This window comes from Nonlabens xylanidelens (genome assembly GCF_002934445.1).
In the GTDB taxonomy this organism is placed as follows: domain Bacteria; phylum Bacteroidota; class Bacteroidia; order Flavobacteriales; family Flavobacteriaceae; genus Nonlabens; species Nonlabens xylanidelens.
In genome coordinates this window covers 106,128-133,114 of the sequence record NZ_PTJE01000002.1, presented here as the reverse complement: position 1 = coordinate 133,114, position 26,987 = coordinate 106,128, and the positions used below count along the sequence as shown (strand labels likewise).

At 34.6% G+C, this 26,987-nt stretch carries 25 protein-coding genes and 1 riboswitch; of the genes, 14 read left to right on the top strand and 11 right to left on the bottom strand.

Going from position 1 to position 26,987, the window contains the following annotated elements:
- Nucleotides 1-11: 11 nt before the first annotated feature.
- From LY01_RS05665 to thiS, 8 genes are all read right to left on the bottom strand, one after another.
- Nucleotides 12-1,067, bottom strand: coding sequence for a HesA/MoeB/ThiF family protein (locus LY01_RS05665; RefSeq protein WP_104514860.1), 1,056 nt, complete (start codon nt 1,065-1,067; stop codon nt 12-14).
- Nucleotides 1,064-2,188 carry a 2-iminoacetate synthase ThiH gene (thiH, locus tag LY01_RS05660; protein WP_104514859.1) on the bottom strand — a complete coding sequence of 375 codons (1,125 nt, stop codon included), beginning with the start codon at nt 2,186-2,188 and terminating at the stop codon, nt 1,064-1,066. The genes LY01_RS05665 and thiH overlap by 4 nt, the downstream gene beginning before the upstream one ends.
- Nucleotides 2,189-2,191: 3 nt before the next feature.
- Complete coding sequence (locus LY01_RS05655) at nt 2,192-2,962, bottom strand: thiazole synthase (protein WP_104514858.1); 771 nt, start codon at nt 2,960-2,962, stop codon at nt 2,192-2,194.
- A 37-nt stretch (nt 2,963-2,999) separates the two neighbouring features.
- A complete protein-coding gene (locus tag LY01_RS05650; protein ID WP_104514857.1) occupies nt 3,000-3,623 on the bottom strand; it encodes a thiamine phosphate synthase in 624 nt (207 codons plus the stop codon).
- Nucleotides 3,620-4,384, bottom strand: coding sequence for a hydroxymethylpyrimidine/phosphomethylpyrimidine kinase (locus LY01_RS05645; protein ID WP_104515197.1), 765 nt, complete (start codon nt 4,382-4,384; stop codon nt 3,620-3,622). The genes LY01_RS05650 and LY01_RS05645 overlap by 4 nt, the downstream gene beginning before the upstream one ends.
- 140 nt (nt 4,385-4,524) lie before the next feature.
- Nucleotides 4,525-5,127 (bottom strand): thiamine phosphate synthase, encoded by a 603-nt coding sequence (locus tag LY01_RS05640; RefSeq protein WP_104515196.1) that lies wholly within the window; start codon nt 5,125-5,127, stop codon nt 4,525-4,527.
- Nucleotides 5,128-5,247: 120 nt separating this feature from the next.
- On the bottom strand, nt 5,248-7,107 hold the full coding sequence (gene thiC / locus LY01_RS05635; RefSeq protein WP_104514856.1) for a phosphomethylpyrimidine synthase ThiC: 1,860 nt from the start codon (nt 7,105-7,107) through the stop codon (nt 5,248-5,250).
- A gap of 94 nt (nt 7,108-7,201) precedes the next feature.
- Entirely contained in the window at nt 7,202-7,405 is a 204-nt protein-coding gene (thiS, locus tag LY01_RS05630; protein WP_104514855.1) for a sulfur carrier protein ThiS, read from the bottom strand.
- Nucleotides 7,406-7,485: 80 nt separating this feature from the next.
- Nucleotides 7,486-7,580, bottom strand: a riboswitch (TPP riboswitch).
- A gap of 298 nt (nt 7,581-7,878) precedes the next feature.
- On the opposite strand from thiS, the gene LY01_RS05625 reads away from it, so the two are divergent.
- The 10 genes from LY01_RS05625 to LY01_RS05580 all read left to right on the top strand — a co-directional run bounded on the left by LY01_RS05625 (nt 7,879) and on the right by LY01_RS05580 (nt 21,008).
- On the top strand, nt 7,879-8,178 hold the full coding sequence (locus LY01_RS05625) for a hypothetical protein (protein WP_104514854.1): 300 nt from the start codon (nt 7,879-7,881) through the stop codon (nt 8,176-8,178).
- Nucleotides 8,179-8,378: 200 nt separating this feature from the next.
- Entirely contained in the window at nt 8,379-8,999 is a 621-nt protein-coding gene (locus LY01_RS05620) for a DUF6515 family protein (RefSeq protein WP_104514853.1), read from the top strand.
- Nucleotides 9,000-9,162: 163 nt separating this feature from the next.
- A complete protein-coding gene (locus LY01_RS05615; RefSeq protein WP_104514852.1) occupies nt 9,163-9,492 on the top strand; it encodes a low molecular weight phosphatase family protein in 330 nt (109 codons plus the stop codon).
- 515 nt (nt 9,493-10,007) lie between these two features.
- On the top strand, nt 10,008-10,430 hold the full coding sequence (locus LY01_RS05610; RefSeq protein ID WP_104514851.1) for an HYC_CC_PP family protein: 423 nt from the start codon (nt 10,008-10,010) through the stop codon (nt 10,428-10,430).
- A gap of 108 nt (nt 10,431-10,538) precedes the next feature.
- The gene (locus tag LY01_RS05605; protein WP_104514850.1) at nt 10,539-14,297 is read left to right on the top strand and encodes an efflux RND transporter permease subunit; all 3,759 of its coding nucleotides are present in this window, start codon (nt 10,539-10,541) and stop codon (nt 14,295-14,297) included.
- Nucleotides 14,287-15,504 carry a TolC family protein gene (locus tag LY01_RS05600; RefSeq protein WP_104514849.1) on the top strand — a complete coding sequence of 406 codons (1,218 nt, stop codon included), beginning with the start codon at nt 14,287-14,289 and terminating at the stop codon, nt 15,502-15,504. The genes LY01_RS05605 and LY01_RS05600 overlap by 11 nt, the downstream gene beginning before the upstream one ends.
- Nucleotides 15,505-15,507: 3 nt before the next feature.
- Nucleotides 15,508-16,074, top strand: coding sequence for a helix-turn-helix domain-containing protein (locus LY01_RS05595; RefSeq protein ID WP_104514848.1), 567 nt, complete (start codon nt 15,508-15,510; stop codon nt 16,072-16,074).
- Between the two features lie 86 nt (nt 16,075-16,160).
- Nucleotides 16,161-16,712 (top strand): DUF3347 domain-containing protein, encoded by a 552-nt coding sequence (locus LY01_RS05590; RefSeq protein ID WP_245890643.1) that lies wholly within the window; start codon nt 16,161-16,163, stop codon nt 16,710-16,712.
- Nucleotides 16,713-16,764: 52 nt separating this feature from the next.
- Nucleotides 16,765-19,269: a heavy metal translocating P-type ATPase gene (locus LY01_RS05585; protein WP_104514846.1), complete on the top strand. Its 2,505-nt coding sequence runs from the start codon at nt 16,765-16,767 to the stop codon at nt 19,267-19,269.
- Nucleotides 19,270-19,274: 5 nt separating this feature from the next.
- Nucleotides 19,275-21,008, top strand: coding sequence for an efflux RND transporter periplasmic adaptor subunit (locus LY01_RS05580; protein ID WP_104514845.1), 1,734 nt, complete (start codon nt 19,275-19,277; stop codon nt 21,006-21,008).
- Nucleotides 21,009-21,023: 15 nt separating this feature from the next.
- Here LY01_RS05580 and LY01_RS05575 read toward each other — a convergent pair whose 3' ends face one another.
- Nucleotides 21,024-21,578, bottom strand: coding sequence for a DUF4251 domain-containing protein (locus LY01_RS05575; protein WP_104514844.1), 555 nt, complete (start codon nt 21,576-21,578; stop codon nt 21,024-21,026).
- A gap of 232 nt (nt 21,579-21,810) precedes the next feature.
- Here LY01_RS05575 and LY01_RS05570 point away from each other — a divergent pair, with 232 nt between their 5' ends.
- The 4 genes from LY01_RS05570 (at nt 21,811) to LY01_RS05555 (ending at nt 23,963) form a co-directional block, all read left to right on the top strand.
- Complete coding sequence (locus tag LY01_RS05570) at nt 21,811-22,116, top strand: HPF/RaiA family ribosome-associated protein (RefSeq protein WP_104514843.1); 306 nt, start codon at nt 21,811-21,813, stop codon at nt 22,114-22,116.
- 1 nt (nt 22,117) lies between these two features.
- Entirely contained in the window at nt 22,118-22,519 is a 402-nt protein-coding gene (locus tag LY01_RS05565) for a hypothetical protein (protein WP_104514842.1), read from the top strand.
- 75 nt (nt 22,520-22,594) lie between these two features.
- Complete coding sequence (locus LY01_RS05560; protein ID WP_104514841.1) at nt 22,595-23,560, top strand: TerC family protein; 966 nt, start codon at nt 22,595-22,597, stop codon at nt 23,558-23,560.
- Nucleotides 23,561-23,669: 109 nt separating this feature from the next.
- Nucleotides 23,670-23,963 carry a hypothetical protein gene (locus tag LY01_RS05555; RefSeq protein ID WP_104514840.1) on the top strand — a complete coding sequence of 98 codons (294 nt, stop codon included), beginning with the start codon at nt 23,670-23,672 and terminating at the stop codon, nt 23,961-23,963.
- Between the two features lie 129 nt (nt 23,964-24,092).
- Here LY01_RS05555 and LY01_RS05550 read toward each other — a convergent pair whose 3' ends face one another.
- Nucleotides 24,093-26,657, bottom strand: a complete 2,565-nt coding sequence (locus tag LY01_RS05550) for a phosphoenolpyruvate carboxylase (RefSeq protein ID WP_104514839.1) — start codon at nt 26,655-26,657, stop codon at nt 24,093-24,095.
- A gap of 27 nt (nt 26,658-26,684) precedes the next feature.
- On the bottom strand, nt 26,685-26,933 hold the full coding sequence (locus LY01_RS05545; protein WP_104514838.1) for an acyl carrier protein: 249 nt from the start codon (nt 26,931-26,933) through the stop codon (nt 26,685-26,687).
- Between the last annotated feature and the right edge of the window lie 54 nt (nt 26,934-26,987).

Below are 26,987 nucleotides of genomic sequence, written 5' to 3'. Positions count from 1 at the left end.
AAATCAATTAATTAAAATATAGAGTCGTTCAGGTAAAACAATGTGTTTTTAAACCCAATTTGTTTAAGTATTTGAACGGCTTTTTTACTGCGTATTCCAGATTTACAATACACTACGAGGTCTCGATCAGTAGTTATTTCTGAACTTCTTTTTTCTAACTCACTTAATGGTATATGGTGACCGCCTATATGATGTAATTCTCTTTCATGAAGTTCTCTTACATCTAATAAATCATAATTTTCATGAAGTGCTTTTAATTGATTTTTAGTAATCCCATAATCATCGACTTTTATACCGCAAGCATAATTATAATCAGGATTTAATTCATTGATTTCTATAGAAGTGTTCTTTTTATAAGTCAATACCATTTGTTGCATGGTGAGCATATTATAGGTTAATAGTTGGTTAGATAACACGTTACCTATGCCGCACACCATCTTAATAACTTCATTGGCTTGTAAACTACCTATAATTCCAGGTAGCACACCTAGAACACCTATATCTGAGCAATTAGGTGAATCTTTTGGATCAGGTGATGTTGGATATAAACACCTATATGTTGCACTGCCTTTATAATTGAATACACTTACTTGACCTTCAAATTTAAAAATAGCTCCATAAACTAGAGGTTTGTTAGTTATTACAGCTGCATCGTTAGCTAGATAACGAGTAGGGAAATTATCACTGCCATCTACTATAATGTCATAATCATTAAATAATTCAATCGCATTTTTTGAATTCAATTTTTCTTGAAATAGATGAAAATTAATAAATGGATTTAACCTTGATAAACGCTTTATTGTTGTTGCTGCCTTAGATTTCCCTACATCATCTATAGTATATAAAATCTGACGTTGTAGATTGCTTTGTTCTATCACATCATCGTCTATTACACCTATTGTTCCAATTCCTGCAGCAGTTAGATATTGTAAAATAGCACAACCTAATCCACCAGCACCTATGACTAAGACTCTCGCTTTTTTTAATTTCAGCTGTCCTTTTTCGCCTATTTCATCAAGTAATATGTGACGGTCGTATTGTTTTCTCTCTTCTCTAGTTAGACTCATGATGTTGATGCGTTTTCAAAGTGTTCCCAATCTTTCCATACCACTTCTAGGTCTTTACTTTTAAGCATAGAAACGATTTCTTCTGTACTTCTTTCATCAGATATTTCAAATTGTTCTAATGATTGCGGCTCTACAGAATAACCACCAGGATTGGTCTTAGATTCTGCACTAATAGATGTAATACCTAGTTCTACGATATGATCTCTAAACAGCTCACTTTCTCTGGTAGACATCGATAGCTCTATATCTTCATCAAACAGCCTAAAAGCACATATTAATTGGACTAAATCGGCATCTGTCATTTCTACTTTAGGTTCTAAACCACTAGAATGTGGTCGCAATCTTGGAAAAGAAATCGAGTACTTCGTTTTCCAATAATTTTTCTGTAAATATTTTAAATGTAAAGCGGTAAAAAAACTATCGGCACGCCAGTCCTCTAGGCCAAATAAAGCACCCAATCCTATTTTATGAATACCAGCTTTCCCTAATCTGTCTGGAGTGTCTAATCGATAATCAAAATTAGATTTTCTCCCTTTGGGATGGTGTTTTTTATACTCCTCTCTGTGATAAGTCTCTTGATATACGAGCACTGCATACAGCCCATTTTCTACCAACAACTCATATTCATCTTGATCTAAAGGCTGGACTTCAATAGTAATATTTGAAAATTGAGCACGTATCAATTGAATAGCATTCTTTAAATACTCAACACCTACAGTTCTATTTGCTTCTCCAGTAACCAATAAAATATGATCGTAGCCTTTTGCTTTTAGAAAAGCTACTTCTTTTAAAATTTCAGCATCGGTTAACGTCCTTCTAGGGATTTTGTTAGTCATACTAAATCCGCAATAGGTACAGATGTTTTGACACTCATTACTTAGATACATAGGCACGTACATTTGCATGGTATTGCCAAAACGTTTTTTAGTTAAGAGTTGGCTTTTTTGTGCCATCTCTTCAATAAAAGGTTGTGCGGCTGGAGAAAGTAGTGCTTTAAAATCTTCCATATCCAGTTTATCTTTTGATAAAGCAGCGCTCACCTCTAGAGCCGTTTTATCATAAATGCTCTTTAGAGTAATATCCCAATTATAGGTGTCAAATAAATCTTTAAAATGACTCATACTTTAATTTAAGAAACTAGTTAATGGACTACTTGCAGCAGCCTTTTTATTTATAGGTGCAAGTTTTGCTTCGTATGCCATTCTACCAGCCTCAACCGCCATTTTAAAAGCCACAGCCATTTTAATTGGATCTTGAGATACTGCAATCGCTGTGTTTACTAGAACAGCATCTGCGCCTAATTCCATCGCATATGCTGCGTGTGATGGTGCGCCTATACCAGCATCAATTATTACCGGCACATTAGATTGTTCTATTATTATCTCTAGAAAATCTTGAGTTTTTAATCCTTTATTGCTTCCTATAGGAGCACCTAGAGGCATGACACATTGCACACCTACATCTTCTAGACGTTTACATAAAACAGGATCTGCATGAATGTAAGGCATCACGACAAAACCTAACTTTACTAATTCTTCTGCCGCTTTTAATGTTTCTATAGGGTCTGGTAATAAATATCTTGGATCTGGATGTATTTCTAATTTCACCCAATTTGTTCCTAACGCTTCTCTAGATAATTTTGCAGCAAAAATGGCTTCTTTGGCAGTTCTAACTCCAGATGTGTTAGGCAGTAAGTTGATATGTTTATGATTTAAATGAGATAGAATATCGTCATTTTCATTTTGAACATCGACTCTTTTTAAAGCAACGGTTATCAATTCACTTTGAGAAGCTAGTAATGCCTCTTTCATTATTTGTGAAGAGCTAAATTTTCCTGTTCCTGTAAATAAACGAGAGCTAAATTCTTTATCGGCAATCTTTAGTAGGTTGTTCATTTTTTCTTTTTAAAATTTTGACTTTCTATTCGCACGTTTATTCTGATAAATACGTGGCCTTTAAAATATCCTGAAACTCTTTTATACTAGACATGTTACTCGTTATCACTCCAGAAACTGCTATACCATAAACACCAGTTTTTAGAATAGCAGCTACATCATTAAGAGCAATACCACCTATAGCGATTATAGGTGTTTTGGTTTTCAATTCTTTAAGTATATCTCGATAACCCTTAACTCCTAGTACTGGACTTAAATTCTTTTTAGTTTCAGTGAATTGGTAAGGCCCTAGGCCTATATAGTCTACTTTTTTTTCTAGCAAAACTCTACAGTCTTCTAGAGTATTTGCCGTACCACCTATGATAAAATCATTACCTAAATATTCACGAGCTAATAGGGGACAGGCATCGGTTTTACCTAGATGTACACCATCTGCTTGTACCTCTTTTGCGATTTTATAATGATCGTTTATAATCAATTTAACCCCATACTCGTTTGTAATTTCTCTAGCTTTTATAGCTGTATTTAAGACAGTTGCATCATCCGTATTTTTCACACGCAATTGCACCCATTTTATACCGTAATTACACGCCTTAAACAGGTTGTCTATATGATCTTGAGGTGAATTTCCTTGTGTGATGTATTGTAACGTATCGATCATGAATTTTCATAATTATGAGTACCTAATAAAGTCTCGTTAGAAGTTAAAAATTGTTCTATGTATCGTTTAGTGTTTTTACAGGCCTCTTCTATTGATACGCCTTGTGATAAATAGGACGCAAGAGCAGATGATAAAACACAACCGCTGCCATGTTTCTCAAAAACAACTCCAGTAGAAATAGGAGGTAAGACCAGTTTTTCTTCTATATCATAATACACTTCATCCCAACCTTTCTTATCCATTCTATGACCGCCTTTTAAATAGATATTGGTTCTTTGAGTAATAAAATTTATAGTATCCTCAATTGATTTATCTGGAAATAACTCTTGTATTTCCTCATAATTAGGAGTTATAAAATCACACTTTTCTAAAACTTTTTCAAGTACATGTAGATTTTGAGAATCGTGAAAAGTAAATCCAGCACTGGCTTTTAAAATGGGATCTAAAACTATAAGTATACTAGAATTGTACGCTCTCAAAACCGTTAATACTTCTAATAAAACATCCCAAGATTTAACGACTCCTATTTTCACAGCGGTTATGGTAAACCGTTCTAAGAGCGTTTCTAATTGGCTTAAAATATCATCTCTTTCTATCCAAATACATTTTTTAAATGAGACATCGTTTTGAACAGTTACCGCCGTACAAACTGATAAACCGTAAAAATTATGTGCCTCAAACGTTTTTAAATCTGAGGTGATTCCTGCGCCACTAGAAGGATCTAAGCCTGCAATGGTTAATATGTAGTTTTTATCGTTCACGTGGTTTCTTATTTTAGAGTTCACAACTCATTATTAAGGCGTTCCCTAAAGGGCCAGGCTATCACTACTCGCTTTTTTGTGAAGAAAAATCACAAAAAGAGCTCAGACATGCCGTTCTATCCTTAACGCAATCAGTGTATCTATTTTAAGCTTGATTTCTCAAATTGCTTTTTAATTCTTTTAAAACTCTCTACAGGATTTTCTGTATTCCACACGCCACCCAAAACACCTATACCTTTAAAACCCAACTGTAAAGTTTCTTCTATGGTTTCTGTATCTATACCGCCCATGCCTATGATGGTTTTATGGATGGAATTCACATTAAAACCGCGGCCTTGATAACCTTGTTTAGAAATAGAAGAAAAAACAGGACTCAATAAATGATAATCAAATTCAAAATAACAAGCTTCTAAAACTTCTGGTTCATGAAAAGAAGAACTGATTGTTTTTCCATACATATCTAGGTTCTTAAAATATTGTCCAGGATTATCGATATGATCTATTCTTTTTTGTTCCTGAAAATGAATTCCTTTTAAGTTGAACTCGTTGATCAATTCATGATGATAATGCACTACAATTCTGTTGTGATACTCCTTATCAATCTTATTTAAGTATGCAACGTGTTCTTGGTAATTTTTTGCTGGTTTTCTCAAGTGATAAAACATTAAACCTTCTTCAAACAACTGGTTCAATATTTCTATTTCGTTTGAAATATCATTTTCTGGAGCAATAAGAATTATCATAATTAAGAAGTGTTTTTGAGTTAGGGATTGTAGTGGCATCCTTTTGCTTTTTTGGCAAAAGATATAACAGAAAGCCCGCCCACGCTTTTTATTTTAAAGCGTGGGAACTCCCTTAAAATATTACAGATATACCTCAGATCCTTTTTCTTTAAACTCTTTAGATTTTTCTTCCATTCCTCTAGCGATGACCTCGTTATCCACGATATCATTAACGGCAGCAAAATCTCTAACCTCTTGAGATATTTTCATAGAACAGAATTTAGGACCGCACATAGAACAGAAATGGGCCACCTTTGCACCATCGGCAGGTAGGGTTTCATCATGGTATTCAAGGGCGCGTTCTGGATCAAGACCTAGATTAAATTGATCATACCAGCGGAATTCAAAACGAGCCATACTTAATGCGTTATCTCGATGTTGAGAACCTGGGTGACCTTTGGCTAAATCTGCAGCATGGGCAGCCAGTTTATAGGTAACAACACCTACACGCACGTCTTCTTTATTAGGTAAACCTAAGTGTTCCTTTGGTGTGACGTAGCACAACATAGCACAACCAAACCAACCAATCATAGCAGCACCGATACCTGAAGTAATGTGATCATAACCTGGTGCGATGTCTGTGGTTAAAGGACCTAGAGTGTAAAATGGAGCCTCATCACAAACCTCAATTTGCTTTTCCATATTCTCCTTAATCATGTGCATAGGTACGTGGCCTGGACCTTCTATAAAACACTGCACCTCGTGCTTGCGAGCAATTTGGGTTAACTCACCTAGGGTTTCTAATTCTGCAAATTGAGCTTCGTCATTAGCATCTGCCACAGAACCTGGACGTAATCCATCTCCTAGAGAGAAGGCAACATCATATTGTTTTAAGATTTCACAAATGTCTTCAAAATGGGTGTATAAAAAACTTTCTTTATGATGTGCCAGGCACCATTTTGCCATGATAGAACCGCCACGAGAGACGATACCGGTAACACGTTTTGCGGTCATAGGAATGTAACGCAGTAATACACCAGCATGTATGGTAAAATAATCCACACCTTGCTCAGCTTGTTCTATTAGTGTATCACGAAAAATCTCCCAAGTTAGATTTTCGGCAACTCCATTTACTTTTTCAAGTGCCTGATATATAGGTACAGTACCTATAGGAACAGGAGAATTACGGATAATCCACTCTCGAGTTTCATGGATGTTTTCTCCGGTAGATAAATCCATAATATTATCTGCACCCCAGCGACATGCCCAAACGGCTTTTTCTACTTCTTCTTCTATAGAAGAGGTCACGGCAGAATTACCAATGTTTGCATTGATTTTTACTAAGAAGTTTCTACCTAGTATCATAGGTTCGGCCTCTGGATGGTTGATGTTAGAAGGGATTACGGCACGACCTCTTGCTACTTCAGAGCGTACAAATTCTGCAGTAATTTTATCTGGAATAGAAGCGCCAAAATGTTCTCCTTTGTGCTGCTTTCTAATTTCGGTCATCTCGTCTATACGCTGGTTTTCACGTATGGCGATGTATTCCATCTCTGGAGTAATGATTCCTTTTTTGGCATAATGCAATTGGGTAACGTTTTCACCATTTTTGGCTCTTAATGGTTTCTTTAATAAAGAGAAACGCATGTGATCCAGGCTTTTATCATTTAAACGCGCGTTGCAATACTCTGATGAGAATTCTTCTAATTGCTCTACGTTGTTTCTATCTAAAATCCATTGTTCACGTATTCTCTCTATCCCTTTATGAACATCGATTTCTTTATTAGGATCTGTGTAGGGACCGGAAGTGTCGTAAACGGTGACTGGTTCATTGGGTGTTTTCTTTTTGGTCATCGAGTCTATCGTGTCACTCAATGCAATTTCTCGCATGGCAACCTTGATTTGAGGATGGATTTTTCCTGGTACATACACTTTTGTAGAATTAGGAAATGGATGTCTAGTTATTCCGTCTTGTTTGGGTGCGGTGTCTTTGCTCTTCATGGTAATAAGGTTATGGACTATGAGTAATTATGCTTACAGTAGGTTTGATTTTTGATGTGTAGGAGGTGAGTAGCTATAAGTTGTTGAATGACAACTAACCACCTTGAGTGGCAGTTATTATAAGAATTTGATCGCCGTCGATTAAGATTTTTTTATCCCAATCTGTATTCGTAATAATGTCTTGATTTATAGCTACAGCAATTCCATTAACCGGTATAGCGAGTGTGATGAGTACCATTTGTACAGTGCTATTAGGTTGAATTTTATGAAAAGTGTTATTTACTTTTATGTTTATCATGAGATATAAATTACTTTATGTGAGTAATGTTATAAACGATAAAAGTTTTGAGAATAGAAAAGGTGCAGTGTTGTGCATACAACAAGCTGATAACTTTTCCCTACGTTGGTATTAACCAAATCAGGTTCTAAGGATTTTTCTCAAACTAATTTAATAGCTACTCCTAAAGTTTACATCACAAATGTAAACATATAATTGAATTATGAACGATGTATTTTATCAAAACATAAAAATTCTCTCCTAAAAGTAAGGGTAAAATGAGATCAATTTAATCTAATTATTAAGCTATGGTTGATGCGAACGGAATGGAGTAGTGGATGGAAAAACTTTTATTGTAATAGTTAAAAAGCAGTTGTAAAAACGCATTACAACCTTTAAATAGGTGTTTTAACGATTGTTAGAACACATGTATTTCTCGTTTAGTTTTGAATCAAGTGTGCCATTACCTTTACGGTTATAAATAAAAATACATCATGAAAAAAGTAGCATTAGCAATAATAGTAGTAGCATCAATGACTAGTTGTAACAGCGTAAAGAATATGAACACTTCTAGCATATCGCAAGCGGCAACATTGTTAAGTTCTTTAAGTTCTAACTCTACTGTACAGCAAATTTCTAGTCTTTTTACTTTGTTAGATGCAAATAAAGATGAGGCAATTAGTTCTACAGAGGCAATAGGATCTGTTTCTGAAAACTTCAATGTTTTAGATAAGGATAATAACTCTAGTTTAAACCTAACAGAATTAACAGGATTACTAGGTTTACTGAAATAATATTTTCATTATTATTTACAATAAAGGTACACTTAATAGTGTGCCTTTTTTTATGCCTAATTTTTCTAATGGTCTGAAAATATTTTAATAGTGATATAAGATTTTAACAAATGTATGTGATAGGGTATTTTAAACCTTTCTGCTTGATGTGCGTCATATAAGTGAAGTATAGCAAAGTTTAATCACATAAATAGAAAGTCATGAAATCAATTACTAAAAGATATATTGTTCCTATTGCTTTTTTACTAGCAATGACTGTCCAAGTCAATGCTCAATCGCGAATTACTACCATTAAAAAAGACAATAGAAAAACAACCACTACGATTACTAAAACGAGAACAGTAACGACACCTAGTAGATCTACTAAAGGTAGAATAGCTAGTAATAGAGTTACTTATAAAACACCCAAAAAGAAAGTGATTTCTGTTAGAAACGTACCTAATAGAACAGTAGTGCGTCACAATGGTCAAAATTATTATTACTCTAATAATAAATATTATACACAGTCTAGAGGTCGATATATTGTAATAGCGCCTAAAGTTGGTTTTAGAATAAATGTATTACCTATTAATTATAGAACAGTACGTTTTAATAACCATAATTATTACAATGTAAATGGAATTTTTTATAATCAAGTTGATAATGAATATGAAGTAATAGAACCTGAAATAGGAACTATAGTATATGAATTACCAGACGATTATGAGAAAGTAGTTCTAGATGGTGAAACTTATTATGAGTACGCAAATGTGCTTTATGAAAAGATACAATATGATGGGACCAGAGCCTATGAAGTTGTTGGTATTATTGATATGAATTAGATCACATACTGAATTAGCCCCAGGGAGAATAATGAAAATTATTCTCCCTTTTTTTTGTTTTCAATAGTATTTATGCTAGAAATGTAAATTCGATTAACTAACATTTTGTAATCAGATCACCATATGAAGTAAATATATTTGGCATGCGAAAAAGTTCTTAGCTATGAAAAATATTTTGTTTATCTGTTCAGCAAACAAAGATCGTTCTAAAACTGCAGAGGATTATTTTAGTAATTTATTTCCGGAAAATAATTATGAATCTGCTGGAACAAATAAAAAGACTTGTAATAATCTAGGGACAAATTATTTAAGGCTAAAACAATTAGATGCTGCTGATAAAATCTATGTCATGGAAAACAAGCATCTGAAAATAATTAAAGAGGTTTTTGATTCAACCTGGCATAATAAAATAACCGTGCTGGATATTAAAGATATTTACAAATATGGTTCTAATGAGTTGATTGAGATTTTACAGGAACGAATCCAGTTATAAAATTTACTAATTTCAAGTCTCTGAGAATCGTGTATTTAATTTATAATGTAAAAGAATACATTATAGTCAATTCTATGAATAGCTTAAAAATGGTAATATCGTCGTAATAGCTGTGGTTCCTTGTTATTTCTACATATTTATTAAATGAACCATAATATATATTATGTCAAATAGAATAATTAGCAACTTGCTTCTCTCAATTCATACTCTACTATTTGTTACCCATAATGAGCATTCACATTTAAACCATCTGATTTAACGAACAATCACTTTCTATCATATTAATAATAGTAAGCAGTAATGTCTAGAATACTTTTCCCTAGAACAATAATCAGCGCGTTATTTAGAAATAATAAGCTTTGATTATTAATCGTAAGATTGAAAATGATTTAATTAGCATTACAATCTACATTACGATGCGATTCTAGGATTTCAATTTTAAAACAAATCAGCTTATTTATTATCTATTTGTTAATTGGCTTAATGATAGTTAGAAATTGAGTAAATTTGTGATAATGAAACAATTTACACATAAATCACTTGCCATATTTATGACTTGCGTAGTTCTATTTACTACGATGTCATTTACTGTGGACATGCATTATTGTGGAGATACGTTGGTAGATTTCTCATTTGCAAGTAAAGTAAAATCTTGTGGTATGGAAAAAGATATGGCTGTTATGGCAGATTGTGAATTACCTACAGTTCAAAAAAAATCATGTTGTACAGATCATGAAGTGATTAAACAAGGTCAGGAAGATCTTAAAACATCTTTAGATAAAATCACTTTTAATCAGCAATTATTCATTGCTTCTTTCACTTATTCTTACTTAAGTATTTTTGAAAGTACTACCTCGCTCGAGGTTCCTTTTATACACTACTCGCCTCCTATTCCTAAGCGAGATGTGCAAGTCCTGCACCAGTCTTTTTTAATCTGATTTATTAGTTTTTGAAAATCTAGCTCAACGGTATTTCTGTATTGGGTTACAAATACATGTGTCATTATCAAACATATATTCTTTTCAACATTCTAATAATCAATACTTATGCTTAATAAGGCGATTAAATTTCTTATAGAAAACAAATTAATAGCTGTATTACTTCTTTGCCTATTTGTGGGCTGGGGTACTATTAACGCACCATTTAATTGGGATTTAGGTTTCTTACCATCTGACCCTGTAGCGGTAGATGCTATTCCAGATATAGGAGAGAACCAGCAAATAGTTTATACAAAGTGGGAAGGTCGTTCTCCACAAGATATAGAAGATCAAATTACCTATCCACTCACCTCTTCTCTTCTGGGTATTCCTGGAGTAAAGACCATACGTAGTTCTTCTATGTTCGGCTTCTCTAGTATCTACATCATATTTGAAGAAGATGCAGAATTTTACTGGTCACGCAGTCGCATTTTAGAAAAACTCAATTCGCTGCCATCTAACCTGTTACCAGATGGTGTTAACCCTACTTTGGGTCCAGATGCAACAGGATTAGGACAGATCTTTTGGTACACTTTAGAAGGCCGTGATAAAGACGGTAATGTTACCGGTGGCTGGGATTTACACGAGTTACGTAGCATACAGGATTATTATGTAAAATTTGGTTTATCGTCAGCTAGTGGAGTTTCTGAAGTAGCCTCAATAGGCGGTTATGTACAAGAATATCAAATAGATATCGATCCAGAAAAAATGCGTCAGTACGATATTACAATGGCTGCCGTTGTAAAAGCAGTTAAGGAAAGTAATAAAGATATAGGTGCACAAACTCTAGAGATTAATCAGGCAGAATATCTGGTACGTGGTCTAGGTTATATAAAATCCATAATCGATATAGAAAGTGCTGTTGTAGATTCTAAAGGTTTTACATCGTTGCGCATTAAAGACATTGCAAACGTACATTTAGGACCAGCAGCTAGACGTGGTATTCTAGATAAAGAAGGTGCCGAAGTGGTAGGCGGCGTGGTCATTGCACGTTATGGAGCAAATCCATTAGAGGTTATCAATAATGTAAAAGCCCAAATAGCAGAACTTAGTTCTGGATTACCAACTAAAACCCTGTCAGACGGTAGAGTTTCACAGCTTACCATCGTTCCTTTTTACGACCGTACTGTATTGATTAAAGAGACTTTACATACCTTGAGAGAGGCTCTTACTATAGAGATATTAATTACCATTTTAGTCATTATAATTATGGTATTTAATCTGCGAGCATCCATACTTATCTCTGGTTTATTGCCCGTAGCAGTTCTTATGGTTTTTGTAGCTATGAAATTGTTTCATGTAGACGCAAACATCGTTGCACTTTCTGGTATAGCCATAGCGATAGGTACTATGGTAGATGTAGGCGTCATACTTGCCGAAAATATGATACGTCATCTACATGATGAAAAACTACGAGTCAGTGAAGATGGTACTCCTTTTACTATTAATGAGGTTATTTATAACGCCACATCAGAGGTTTCTGGTGCGATACTCACTGCCGTATTAACTACCATAATAAGCTTTGTACCAGTATTTACCATGATAGGTGCTGAGGGAAAACTGTTCCGCCCACTCGCATTTACTAAAACCATGGCGCTTACTGCATCTCTTATCGTTGCCCTATTTTTAATACCGCCGTTTGCTGCGTTTTTGTTTAGAAAAACTACTATCGGAAACCGATTCAAATTAGTGATCAATGCACTTTTATTACTTTTAGGTATCACATCTATCGTTTATGGTTATTGGTTAGGGCTAGTACTGATAGGTTTTTCAATTGTAGCACTTTGGTCTTTGTTGGGTACGCTTTCGCGAAAGCGTGCTAACTACATAAACATCGCCATAGCAGCCATCGCGATCGTGTTTTTATTAGCAAATTATTGGAGACCTCTTGGATTTGACCGCAACATAGGACTCAATTTAGTATTTGTTTCTCTTATTTGTTTTGGACTTTTAGGAGCTTTTACCTTGTTAAGAAGGTATTATGAACGTATTTTAAAATGGGCACTCGCAAATAAAATATTGTTTTTAATCATACCACTTACCGTACTGACGCTAGGTATTTTGATAATGCGTGATACCAGTAAGGAGTTCATGCCAGCACTTAATGAGGGCTCTTTTTTATTGATGCCTACTTCCCTACCTCATTCAGGTGTAGAAGAGAATAAACGTGTATTACAGCAACTGGATATGGCTGTAGCGAGTATTCCCGAAATAGAAACCGTGGTAGGTAAATCTGGTAGAACAGAGTCTGCACTAGATCCTGCACCGCTTTCTATGTATGAGAACATGATTCAGTACAAGTCTGAGTTTATGCGTAATGCACAGGGTGAACGACAGCGTTACCGAGTAAATGAAGATGGTTTTTATGTTCTTAAAAATAACCAACTGATTATCAACCCTAATCGACCTATTGATAAAGGAGCAAGTTATTATCGTGCAGTTCTAAGAACAACAGCTCAAAGAGAAGACCTTATAGAAGATGAAGATGGTGAGTACTACCGCAACTGGCGACCAGAAATCAATAATCCTGACGATATATGGAACGAGATTATCAAGGTTACTAAATTACCTGGTGTAACCTCTGCGCCTAAGTTGCAACCTATCGAGACGCGACTTATTATGTTGCAAACTGGTATGCGTGCTCCTATGGGAATTAAGGTAAAAGGGCCTGATTTAAAAACGATAGAAAAATTTGGCGTAGAATTAGAGAGCATACTAAAACAAGTCACTGGTGTTAAGGAACAAGCCGTTTTTGCAGATCGTATAGTTGGTAAACCATATTTACTCATCGATATAAAAAGAGAACAACTAGCCCGTTATGGTATATCAGTGAGCGATGTTCAAGAAATTCTAGAGGTCGCTGTCGGTGGCATGCCACTTACACAAACGGTAGAAGGTCGAGAACGTTATGCGGTGCGCGTGCGTTATCCTCGAGAATTGAGAACCACACCAGAAGATTTAAAAGGTATTTATGTCCCTGTAGATAAAGGCAGTCCGGTACCATTGAGTGAGTTTGTAGAAATACGATATGAGCAAGGACCACAGGTTATTAAGAGTGAAGATACTTTCTTGATAGGATATGTACTCTTTGATAAATTAAGCAATTTTGCCGAAGTTGATGTGGTCGAAAATGCTCAAGAGCTGATTCAAAAACACATCGCTAGCGGTGATCTTATCGTGCCACAAGGTATAAGTTATAGTTTTACTGGTACTTATGAGAATCAGTTAAGGGCTGAGAAAACACTAGCTGTTGTGGTGCCACTAGCCCTAATTATAATCTTTATCATTCTTTATTTTCAGTTTAAATCTGTCGCTACATCACTTATGGTGTTTACTGGTATCGCCGTAGCTTTTGCAGGTGGTTTTATCATGATATGGTTGTATGGTCAGGACTGGTTTTTCAACTTTAACCTCTTCGGTGAGAATATGCGCGATCTATTTAATATGAAAACGATTCACTTAAGTGTAGCCGTTTGGGTAGGATTTATTGCCCTTTTTGGTATCGCAACAGATGACGGTGTGGTTATGGCGACTTATTTGACACAAACATTTGATAAAGAGCAACCTACAGATAAAAAAGAAATAAGAAACGCAACCTTACTTGCAGCAGGTAAACGCATCAGACCATGCTTAATGACCACGGTAACGACCATACTCGCATTGCTGCCTGTACTTACTTCTACTGGTAAAGGAAGCGATATTATGATACCTATGGCCATCCCTATTTTTGGAGGTATGATAATCGATGTTACCTCCTATTTTTTAGTTCCGGTTTTGTATAGCTGGAAAAAAGAATACCAACTTAAAAGATCAAAAAATGAGATATAATAGTATAGTTTTTTATGTTTTTTTGGTTTCCGCTTTCGCGAAAGCGCAACAATTACAAACTTTTATTAAAGAAGCACAGGCTAATAATCTAGAAATAAAAGCCGTTGAAATGCGACATAATATATCGCAAGAGAAAGTGAATGAGGCAGACTGGATACCTAATACAGAGGTAAGTTTAGGCTATTTTGTAAGCGAGACGGAAACACGTGTCGGTGCACAAAGAGCACGTATAGGTGTGAAACAGATGTTGCCATGGTTCGGCACGATAACCGCTAGAGAGAACTATGCCACCTCACTAGCAGATGCTGATTATGTGGAGATAACTATTGCAAAGCGTAAACTGGCGCTATCTGTCTCACAGACTTATTACCAGCTGTATTCCATAAGAGCAAAACAAGCCGCACTCGGTAAAAACATACAGCTTTTAAACGCATATGAGCAACTAGCATTAACATCTGTAACCGTCGGTAAAGCTAGTGCTGTAGATGTATTGAGGCTACAAATTCGTATCAATGAATTACAACAACAAATCGATATTCTTGAAGAAGATTTTAAAGCGTCACAGTCGCTATTTAATAATTTACTGAATAAAGAAGATACAGAAACTATAGAGATAACTGAGGTAATGAGCATGCCTCTAGTAGACTTAGAACTAGTAGATAGTTCTTTAGATGTGAATCCTGAAATTTTAAAGTATGACAAACTATATGAATCTGTGGTACAGTCAGAAGTTTTGAATAAGCGCGAGAGATTGCCTTCTATAGGTGTAGGTTTTGATTACTTGCCAGTTAGCGAGCGTGCAGATTTAAATATCGTAGATAATGGTAAAGATGTTTTTATGCCTATGGTTACTGTTTCTATTCCTATATTTAATAAACGATACAAGTCCATTTCTAAGCAAAATGAATTGCGACAGCAAGAAATAGAGTTTGAGAAACAAGAACGTTTAAATGTATTAAATACGGCTTTTGCTAGAGCTAGATCACAACGCAACCAAGCCCGTATAGCTTATGAAACTCTAGATAAAAATCTGAAACAAGCTCGAGATGCCGAAGAAATTCTCATTAAAAACTATGAAACTGGAACTATAGATTTTAAAGACGTTCTCGATATTCAAGAATTACAATTGAAATTTCAAATGGAGCAAGTAAATGCGATAGAGAACTATTACGTACAATCTGCTGTGATTAATTATTTAATGAACTAAGCAATGGAAAAGAAGTTATTCATCAAAAACATGGTTTGTAATCGCTGTATCAAAGTAATAGAGAACGATATAAGACGATTAGGTATAGAACTGCTCCATATAGAATTAGGCTCTATCATCTATCAAGAAACAGATTCGATGCAGTTTAAAAGCATAACTAAGGTTATAGAAGAAAACGGTTTTGAGGTTTTACTCGCACCAGAAAAACAATTGGTAGAAGAGATTAAAAAAGAATTAATAGAACTTTTAAAAAAGCTACCATTACAGTTAGACTCTACCCTTTCAAGGTTTTTAGAACAAAAGCTGAATAAAGAATATTCTAAAATAAGTAAGTTATTCTCTAGTGAAGAACACATCACGATCGAGAAATACTTTATAAAACTTAAAATGGAAAAGGTGAAAGAGTTGATACAGCTACAAGAAAATAACTTTACAGAGATAAGTGAGTTGCTTAATTATAGTAATTCTAACCATTTGAGCCGTCAGTTTAAATCAGAAACCGGTATGAGCCTTACAGATTATAAGAAATTGCAAAAAAATGATAGAAACCCACTGGACCAAATTATGTAGATTCTAACCATAATTATGATATAGTAATCTTCGTAAACATGGTAATTTTATACTCTTATCTAGAACCTTATTTAAAAGAAAATAAATTGAATACAATACAAAGTAACTTAGTAAAAATAGCTCTTATAGCAACCTTAATATTCACTGTTTCTTGCAAGAAAACAGAAGAGAATGCAACGGTAGAAACAGAGCGTAAAGAGATTACACCAGAGAAAAATATAAGCTCAGAAAATATTTTAAAGAATTACTTCAATTTGAAGGACGCCTTAGTAAAAGATGATAAAGACAAAGCTACTATTCACAGTGAATACTTATCTAATTCATTAAATGACTTCAATAACTCTATTAGTATTGAAAATAAGCAAGATGGACTAAAAGAAGTGTTGAGTAAGGCTATTAAAAACGCTATCCTTATTTCTAAAAAAGACATTAAAACTCAACGAGAGTATTTTAAAGAATTAAGTGAAAATATCACAGATATGATTGCCATTACTGGTACAGAGCAACCTCTCTATGAGCAGCACTGTCCTATGTATAATGGAGGTACTAATTGGCTCAGTAATAGTAAAGAAATACGCAATCCATATTATGGCAGTCAGATGCTTAAATGTGGTATAGTACAAAGAGAAATTAAGTAAAGGAATAGATTAAAATAATCTAACGCAGTAATTCATTTATAAAACTGAATTCATGAAAAAATCCTATCACATACACGGCATGACCTGCAACGGTTGTCGCAATCACGTAGAACAAACACTTTCTAAAATAGAAGGTGTTACCACGGCTTCTGTAAACTTAGAAAAAGCTGAAGCAACTCTAGAATCTCATAAAGAAATTTCTATAGAAAACTTGCAGGCTGCTATGCAAAAAGAAGGCAGCCACTACTCTATTCATTTATTAGGTGAGCAACCTGTAGAAAACTCACAGGAAGAAAAGAAATCAACAAATGGTCATGGAACAGGTGTTTTTTACTGTCCTATGCATTGTGAAGGTGATAAAACCTATGAGCAACCAGGCGACTGTCCAGTTTGTGGAATGGATCTAGTAGAAGAGCAAAATCTTAATGCTACAACAAGTGAGCAATGGACCTGCCCTATGCACCCAGAAGTTGTGGAGAATGAGACTGGCGACTGCCCTATCTGTGGTATGGATCTCGTACCTATGGAGCCAGACCTTACTGCAGAAGAGAAAACTTATAAAAAACTAGCTCATAAATTCTGGTTAGCGCTAGGATTCACCTTACCTATTTTTATTATAGCGATGAGTGAGATGATACCTAACAATCCATTGTACGATATAATGGATCAAAAATCGTGGAATTGGGTGCAACTGGTCTTATCGGTGCCTGTAGTCTTCTATGCCACCTGGATGTTCTTTGAGCGCGCTTATCTCAGCATAATCAGTTGGAATCTCAATATGTTTACACTAGTTGGTATCGGTGCTGGTGTAGCATGGTTGTTTAGTCTTTTTGGTATGTTGATTCCAGATTTTTTTCCTGCTCAATTTAAGACAGAATCAGGTGCAGTCCATGTTTATTTTGAGGCTGCCACGGTTATTCTTACCCTAGTATTGATGGGCCAATTATTAGAAGCTCGTGCTCATGGAAAAACTAATACTGCTGTAAAAGAATTACTCAAACTCGCACCTAATAAAGCAGTACGAGTAATAGATGGTAAAGAACAAGAAGTCTCTATAGATAAAATTGAAAAAGGAGATGTTTTACGTGTTAAACCAGGCGATAAAATTCCAGTGGACGGTAGTATTATAGAAGGTAATACCACCGTAGATGAATCGATGATATCTGGAGAACCTGTTCCTGTAAGTAAAACGGTAGGTGATCAAGTAAATAGCGGTACGATTAACGGAAATCAGTCGTTTTTATTGAAAGCCGAGAAGGTAGGAAAAGACACGGTTCTATCACAGATAGTACATATGGTAAACGACGCGAGTCGTAGCCGTGCTCCTATTCAAAAATTAGCAGATACTATTTCTAGTTATTTTGTACCTATAGTTGTGGCAGTATCCATAATCACATTTGTGGTATGGAGCATTTGGGGTCCAGAGCCAGCTTATGTTTTTGCATTAGTAAATGCTATTGCGGTTTTAATAATCGCCTGTCCATGTGCGTTAGGATTAGCAACACCTATGTCTATTATGGTAGGTGTAGGTAAAGGAGCACAAAACGGAGTACTTATTAAAAATGCCGAAGCTCTTGAGATTATGGATAAGGTAAATATCTTAATCATTGATAAAACAGGTACTATTACTGAAGGTAAACCTACGGTAGAGAAAATAGGTGTTTTTGGATCTCGCTTTCGCGAAAGCGAATTAACCAAAATCATCGCTTCTATTAATAATTCTAGTGAACATCCACTAGCTGCGGCGACAGTAAAATATGCAAAGCAGCAAGAAATAGATGTATTCAAAACGGAAGATTTCAGTGCAGTTACTGGTAAAGGTGTGGAAGGAATAGTAGATGGAAAACAAGTTTCCCTGGGTAACTTTAAATTGATGGAACATGCACAAGTTTCTGTTTCTGCAGAAATGAAAAATGAGGTGCAACAATTTCAAAAACAAGGTAAAACGGTTTCCTATCTGGCTATAGATAAAGAAGTACAAGGCTATGTTGTGATAGCCGATAAGATCAAAGAATCTAGCGCCAAAGCCATAAAAGAACTTCAAGATAAGGGAATAGACGTTATTATGTTAACTGGTGATAATCAAGAAACTGCACAAGCTGTTGCAACAGAGTTACATCTAGCGCAGTTTAAGGCAGGGATGCTACCAGAAGATAAATTAAAAGAGGTTGAAAAACTACAGCAGCAAGGCCATATAGTTGCTATGGCAGGTGATGGTATCAACGACGCACCAGCACTAGCAAAAAGTAATGTAGGTATTGCGATGGGAACTGGTACTGATGTAGCAATAGAAAGCGCGATGATAACTCTAGTAAAAGGAGATCTTCACGGTATTGTAAAAGCTAAAAATCTAAGTGCTGCGGTAATGCGCAACATTAAACAAAATCTGTTTTTTGCCTTATTATACAATACATTAGGTATTCCTATTGCTGCTGGGGTATTATTTCCTTTTTTCGGTTTACTATTATCACCTATGATTGCAGCTCTAGCGATGAGTTTTAGCTCTGTGTCTGTTATTGCAAATGCTCTAAGATTGCGATCTAAGACTATAAATTAAGAATTATGAATAAGAACATTATATATATAATTATCGCTGCAATAGTAGGATTACTTGCAGGTTGGCTCATTTTTGGTAATGATAGTGTAGCGTCCGTAAATAAGGTTAGCAACACTTCTCAAGTAGAGCAACACAATCATGAAAATGAAGGTACAGAAATGTGGACCTGTTCTATGCATCCTCAAATTATGCTTTCAGAACCTGGTGATTGTCCTATTTGCGCTATGGATCTTATACCAGCTAGCTCTAACCAAAATGGTCTAGCCATGAATGAGATTAAAATGACAGAGAATGCAATGGCACTGGCAAATATTCAAACTACAATAATAGGCAACAGCTCTAGTAATATGGATGCAAACTCAATTTCCCTATCTGGTAAAATTGCTACTAACGAAGAGAACAATACAGTACAGGCTAGTTATTTTGATGGACGTATAGAACGCTTAAATGTAAGTTATGAAGGATACCAAGTAAGTCGTGGACAGTTACTAGCTACTATTTATGCTCCTAACCTAGTAGCAGCGCAACAAGAATTAATTACAACAGCCTCTTTAAAAGAAAGTCAGCCGGCACTTTATAATGCCGTAAGAAATAAGTTGAAAAACTGGAAATTATCAGAAAAGCAAATCACTGCCATTGAAACTTCTGGAAAGGTCAGAGAAAACTTTCCTGTTTATGCAACGGTATCAGGTACAGTTGCTCAGGTTATGGCAAACGAAGGAGATTATGTAAAACAAGGGCAACCTATTCTAAAAGTAAGCAATTTAAATAGTGTCTGGGCAGAGTTTGATGCTTATGAAAATCAAATTATGCAATTTAAGATAGGGCAAAAAATAGCTGTTACTACAAATGCTAACCCTAATAAGAATTATGATGCGACAGTTTCTTTTATAGATCCTATTTTAAACACTAATACTAGAACTGTTACTATAAGAGCTACTATCGCAAATAAAGAAGGCTTTTTTAAACCTGGTATGTTTGTAACTGGTAAGATTAGAACCTCTTCTACTCCTACGGTGTCTAAATCTGTAACAATACCTGCTAGTGCCGTTTTATGGACCGGAAAGCGATCGATAGTTTATGTAAAAACGAGTCCCAACCAGCCTATTTTTGAAATGAGAGAAATTACTCTAGGCAATAGATCTGGAGATAATTATCAGGTGGTTGATGGTCTAGAAAATGGTGATGCGATAGTAACTAATGGCGCATTTACAGTAGATGCAGCTGCACAATTACAAGGCAAGAATTCCATGATGAATAAAGATAAAAACTTTAGTGCCAATACTGATCAACCAAATATTACCAAAGAATTGGAAACAACGCTAAAAAGCATTTTACCACAATACTTAAAACTTAAAAATGCTTTTATAAAAGTGGATAGTCAGAACATAGTCACCCATGCTATAGCTATACAAAGCAAATTGAGTTCGATTTCATTAAATAACCTGAATAAAAAAGAATCTACCTCTGTAAAAGAGGCTATTGAGACCTTGTCATCTATTATAGATATAAAAGATATAGAAGAGCAAAGAAATATGTACATTATTCTTAATCAGAATCTTATCACATATTTCATGAAACTAGAAGATCTAAGTGAACCTCTTTATATTCAAAAATGTCCTATGGTAAATGGAGATAAAGGGGCGATATGGTTAAGTATGGAACCGGCTGTGCAAAATCCTTATCATGGTATAGATATGTTAACCTGTGGTGATGTCATTTATACAATAAATGAATAAAAACTGAGGCGATCTTTATTCTATCGGCTCGATGCTTAAATGACCATCGTACTTCATGTAAGAACGTTGTGAACTATTGATAATTAAATGAGCTGTCTCTCTAGAGAATATTTTAAGTTCTACACTAAGGCTTTCTGTGTCATTTCTTATATCAAATTCATAAGAAATATAGTTAGAGTCTGCCACTATGGATTGACTCACATTTTTTATTTCACCAGTAAAGTCAAATGAATTGTTATCATTATAACCACCACCTGTTCTACGTTCTCCATAAAAAGGTAAATTAAAAACAGCCTTCTCTCCTGCTATTTTAAGAGTGTAATTATCACCACTTAAACTGATACGGCTAGCACTATTTCCATTACGTATAAGAATATCGTTGATGGCATTATTAACTGCCTGCGAGTTAAAAGGTAAGGCAGCATCTGCTTTAAAAACGAGATTGTTGTTTATTAATTCGTTTTGTAGATCTTTAAGTTTGGTGCGATCTGCTTCTGTAAAACTAGATTTACATGAAGAAAGTATCAATACTAAAATACTAATGAGGATTAAATATTTATATTTTTTCATTTTATAGTGTATAAAGTTGCTTTTAATTCCGCTTTCGCGAAAGCGAGAACCTAAAGAATCTATTTAAGAATAGTTAAAGTTATTAAGTTAATATACTAGATTAATTAATATTAATTATAGATTAACAATTAATTCTTCAAAGCTTAATACTTTATTAAAGCTGTACTAAGATTTAATTAAAACCCTAAGTAATAGCAGATTTGTGAATTAACTTTATCTGAAAATCAACATTATGAACATTCAATTTAATTACCAACACGTTTCAGGAAGTACAGAACTTGAAGAATATACTAAAGAGAAATTACAAACCATTTTTGATCGATACAACTGGATTACTCGAGCAGATGTTTTTTATAAGACAGAAAACACGTCAAGTGATGAGACAGGAATGATCACTGAGATAAGATTAAGTGCTCCTGGCCCACGACTCTTTGCCGAAGAAAGTCATGCAACGTTTCATGAGTCGGTAAATAAAGTTGTAAACCAACTTAAAACACAATGCGAAAAAAGAAAAGCAACCATAATTACACATCCCTAATATGATCTCACTAGCCACAAGCCCTAAACAAATAGTATTGTTTTATAATTCTAATCAGAAAAATCATAAAGAGATTTTTGCTTATGCAAGCTCTGCAGGTAAGCATTTACTGGCTATAGATGTCAGTAAGGATAAAGTGGCAGGTACAACGTGGACAGAAATTGCTGATGTAATGAATCTAAGAGTTAGAGATTTGATACATACTGATCATGCTACCTTTGAGAATAAATATGGAACCGATAGCAATATAGATTGTGATGGTGCTATTAAAGTATTACAAAAAGATCCAGAAATGCTTATCTTTCCTATAGCAATAGAAGGCAAGAGAGCAAAGGAAATCAAATTATATAATGAAATTTTAGAATTCTTTGATGTAGATACTTCATCCATCCATATTCCTTAAATTTTAAGATATAATTACTTTTTAAAATCCAGCTTTTATAGCTGGATTTTTTTATGTTTACGTAAACCTCACCACATGATTGTCTGGATTTCATTCATTGTTTTAGTAACTATCTTTTTAGGACTGGATCTATTTGTATTTAATAGAAATGCACATGTTATAAGTACCAAAGAAGCGTCAAAATTCACGGCTCTTTGGGTAGGTATCGCACTAGCTTTTACAGCAGTCATTTATTTTATTTATGACGCTGGCTATCTCGCTAATCCTGACCAATTAAGCGGTGCAGACGCCGCTCTTAAATACCTAACCGGTTATCTTATAGAATTATCACTGAGTATAGATAACATATTTGTAATAGCGGTAATTTTCAAATCATTTTCTATAAGTACAAAATACCAGCATCGTGTGTTATTTTGGGGAATTGTAGGAGCATTAGTTTTCAGAGCATTGATGATTCTATTCGGTATTGCGTTAATTAACGAGATAAGCTGGATGACCTACATTTTTGGTGGTTTTCTACTCTATACTGCTTATTCTATGTTGAGTAGTAAAGAAGAAGAATTTGACCCTAAGACTTCCAAGATCTATAAATTTGCTAAAAAACTTTTCCCTGTTACAGATCGTATAGAGGGACAACAGCTCTTTATTAAGAAAATGGGTAAGCGTATAGCGACACCATTATTTCTGGCGCTAGTGGTTATAGAAATTACCGATATTCTTTTTGCCCTAGATTCTATTCCTGCTATTCTAGCCATCACTAAGGATCCTTTTTTAGTCTTTTCTAGTAATATACTTGCTATTATGGGATTACGTAGTATGTACTTTTTCTTATCAAATCTTTTAGATAAATTTCAATACATTCATTACAGTCTAGTGGCTATACTTGCCTTTGTAGGACTTAAAATGTTATCTGTTCACTATATTCATTTACCAGAATGGATCTCTCTTGTAGTAATATTTGTGTCGTTACTGGTAGGGGCTTTGTTTTCTATCTACTACCCTGCGACTCCTCAAGAAAAAAAAAACAAAAAGAATCCTTGAATACAGAAAAGTAGACGTACTGTTATTTTTCATGTCGTTTACTTATTTTTCTTATTTTTTTAAAACCGCGATTGTAATTCTTACGTAGGTATTATAAAAGCCAAGAAAAATGATTCATTTTAACTACGTTCATGTCCCTACTAACAAGAAGTTAGAAAAATTTACAACCGAAAAATTACAAGTACTACACGAAGAGTCTAAAATACGTAGGATAGATATCACCTATAAAAAAATGTTTGATATCAAGAATAGAACGAGAGAAGTTGCGATGATTCAAGTATCGTTATCAAACAAAAACGTGTTTTGTGAGATAGAATCTCTAAATTTTAAAAAGTCGGTAAGTATCGCTGTAGATACACTTATGAATGAACTTGTAGAGGAACATAATTTACTATCAGCATGAAAAAAATCCTTGAAGTGAATTCAAGGATTTTATGTGTATTACTGTTGTATTTAAAACTTATAGGAAGTCTATCTTAATTAAAGAAAGACTTCCTATTTTATTTATATAATTTAGAATGCAACCAGTTCCTTAAGCAGAATTACGACTTGCGTTTATATTCCCATAAAGAGATCTAGTCACCATTTGCTCATAAATCTCTAGACTACCAGATGCTTCATTATTCTGTATATCTTGGACCATTTTAAGTGCGTATTGTTGTATCGTTAATAGCGGTAAAACTATTTTTTCTCTAGCCTGTATACTTGCTCTTCCTGCTACTTCATTATCCATAAGAGCAGTCATTCCAGAAATCTTAAGCATGTACTTTTTAGAACGTTCATACTCTGCATAAATCAGTTTCCAGAATTCTCCATAAATAGGATCATGCTCCATATAAGCAGTTAAACCAAAGAATGACTTTGTAAGACTCATCATACTATTATCCAATAATGTACGGAAAAACTTATTGTTATTATATAAAGATTGAGCAGCGTCCCAATTGCCTGCTTTTTCCATAGATTCTAGTGCTGTACCTACTCCATAAAATCCAGGAACGTTTTGTTTTAATTGACTCCAAGATCCTACAAAAGGTATAGCTCTTAAATCCTTAAATCTTAATTCTGTACTACCAGCTCTTTTACTAGGTCTACTACCTATATTAGTTTTTGCGTAATATTTTAAGGTACTCATTTTTTCTAAATAAGATAGAAATTGAGGGTGCGCCTTAAAGTCGGTATAGGTTTTATAACTAGTTTCTGCTAGTTGATCCATTGTAGCTTGGTCTGTAGCAGAGAAGTCATTTGCATCACTAGCATAAACTGCATTGCTCACACCACTACTTATCATTTGTTCTAGGTTGTATTGACAACTTTCTAGTGTACCAAATTTTGAACTAATGGTTTGTCCTTGTACGGTTAACTGTATGTGTTTTGCTTCAATCTTTGTTCCCATAGAAGCATAAAATTGATGTGTCTGTCCACCACCACGGGCTGGCGGTCCACCTCTACCATCAAAGAATACTATCGATACTCCATACATTCTAGATACTCTGGTCAGCTCTTCTTTTGCTTTATAGATGGCCCAATTTGCCATTAAATAACCACCATCTTTAGTCCCATCACTAAAACCTAGCATAATATGTTGTGTATCACCACGTCTCTTAACATGAGAACGGTATTTCTCATTTTCATAAAGCGATTTCATGACATGAGGTGCATTTACTAGATCAGGCACGGTTTCAAATAACGGTACCACATCTATATTAGGCTCTTTCATATCACAAAGTCGCAACATTGCATAGACTTCCATAATATGAGAAGCCATTTGCGTATTAGAAATGATGTAGCGATTACAGCCTTTTTCACCATTGCGTTTTTGTATATGTTTTATGGCATATATACTACTCAATGTGCGTTGGGTGTACTCGTCCTTAAATTCGTTAGGATCTAGAGCTCCTTCTACCTCTACAAGTACGTTGATCTTTTCTACCTCAGATAAGTCGTTATAGTTGGATGGTAGTTCCGCTTTCGCGAAAGCGAGAATCTCATCAAAAACCGCGTCATGTGCACTGCTATCTTGTCTTATGTCTAAGGTTGCAAAATGGAAACCAAATAGTTCTACTTTATGAATAAAACTATCTATCTGATCTAAAAACAGCGAGTTATGACGCTCTATAACTATAGTTCTGATACTGTTAAGTTTCTCAATAAGATCTGAAGCTGTAAAATCTAAAATTTCTACATCAAAAATAGCTCGATAGCACATTCCTTCTATGGAAGTAAGTTGCTCTTCTACACCTTTAAAAGTTAGTCTTCTACGCAGTTTTCTTACATCGCGGTAATAGTTTCTAAAAATAGTTGCACGTAGCCTCTTTGCTACATCTAGTGTAATATCTGTGGTTACAAATGGATTACCATCCCTATCACCACCAGGCCAGAAACCTATTTCAACTATTTGATTTTTAAATTCTTGTGGATTTTTAATATGCGTTTTTAGGTAATCATAAATATTACCCATAGCATGATAAAACACATTTTCTAGATACCATATTAAACTTATCGCCTCGTCAAATGGTGTAGGTTTTTCTGTTTTAAAGAATGGAGTTTTACCTAGCTGAGAAAGCAATAATTTCACTTCTTGAATCTCATTTGCCTTAATAGCGACACCTAGATCATTAATAATACCTAATACAGAACCAGGATAAAACTGTGTAGGGTGCGCTGTTAATACCGGTCTTACTTTAAACTCTTTAAGATAGGCTGCAAGTTCTTCGGTCTTGTTTAAGGCAACGGCCTCGTCCTTTACACTACGTAGAGAACCGCGACCATCCAGATTATTTACTTTACCAAATGCAGCATCTTCTATCGCATCAAATAGTACAACCTGGCGTTCTATGTACTGTATAAATTTAAAAAGCATAGACTGTCGCTCTTCATCACTACTATCTCTTAAGTATTTATCAAAGAAATACTGAACTATTTCTGTTGGGTTTTTTCCTTTTTCATATCCCTTTACACATAATTCATGAAAAAGAGGCAATAAACCTCCCGTATTAGAGATTTGATCAAATGGTAGTGTCATGAAAATACCATTGAAAATCTGGTATTTAGATTCTACTTCGTTTTTAAATCTTTCTATTTTAGGTAATCTAGACATAGGTCTTATTTTTAATGAGAAAATTGATTAAGCTGTTTTTGCTTTGACTATTTGTATGGCGTCCTTAACCGTTTGCATTTCTTCCATATCTTTTTCATCTAGCATAATATCAAAAGCATCTTCCACATCTAGCGCTATATCTACTAGATGCGCACTGTTAATTCCTAGATCTTGCATTAAATGACTATCTAGCTCTATGGCAGTAGATTCTACATCTTGTGGTAAATACACTTTTACTATTTTAAAAAGCTGTTGTTCAATTTCTTTCTCTTGCATGTTTATATTTTCATAACTTCTCTAAAAATACTATCAAAAGTTGAATTAAAGAAG